The organism is Bartonella melophagi K-2C, assembly GCF_000278255.1.
GTDB lineage: Bacteria > Pseudomonadota > Alphaproteobacteria > Rhizobiales > Rhizobiaceae > Bartonella > Bartonella melophagi.
In genome coordinates this window covers 270,810-271,240 of sequence record NZ_JH725083.1, presented here as the reverse complement: position 1 = coordinate 271,240, position 431 = coordinate 270,810, and the positions used below count along the sequence as shown (strand labels likewise).

At 32.7% G+C, this 431-nt stretch carries 1 protein-coding gene; it reads right to left on the bottom strand.

The features are described 5' to 3' along the window. Positions 1–86: 86 nt before the first annotated feature. The coding region (locus ME3_RS07375) for a hypothetical protein (RefSeq protein WP_007477729.1) at positions 87–431 on the bottom strand (345 nt) is incomplete at its 5' end.

The window sequence follows — 431 nt, the reverse complement described above, 5'->3', positions numbered from 1 at the left end:
CTCAATTGAAAAAATGTTAAAAAGTAGCCTTCTTAAGAACTCTGAATACTAAACAATAAGAGGGCTACGTTAACTGTCGTACAATGTTACGCTTGAAGAGGTTTGTTTGTCTGAAGATTTTCCTTTTGTTCAAAAGGAATAATTTTCATTGGTGGTAAAATCTTTATCGGTTTAACCGGTTTTTTTGCGTTGATTTCAATATTACTTTGACTGAGCATATCAAGCCATTCCATTTGTAAATCCACGTTTTCTCTTTTCTGCTGTAATTGCTTACCTTCTTGCTGAATTGAAGTGGATAATTTTTTAAGTGTAGCTTGCTCTTGCTTAATCAACATGCATAATTCTGAAAGCGAACCTCCAAACCTCTCTATCCAATTATCAAATTTTAAATCATGCAATTCTTCTTTTAGTGAACGAGCTCTTTTTTGATT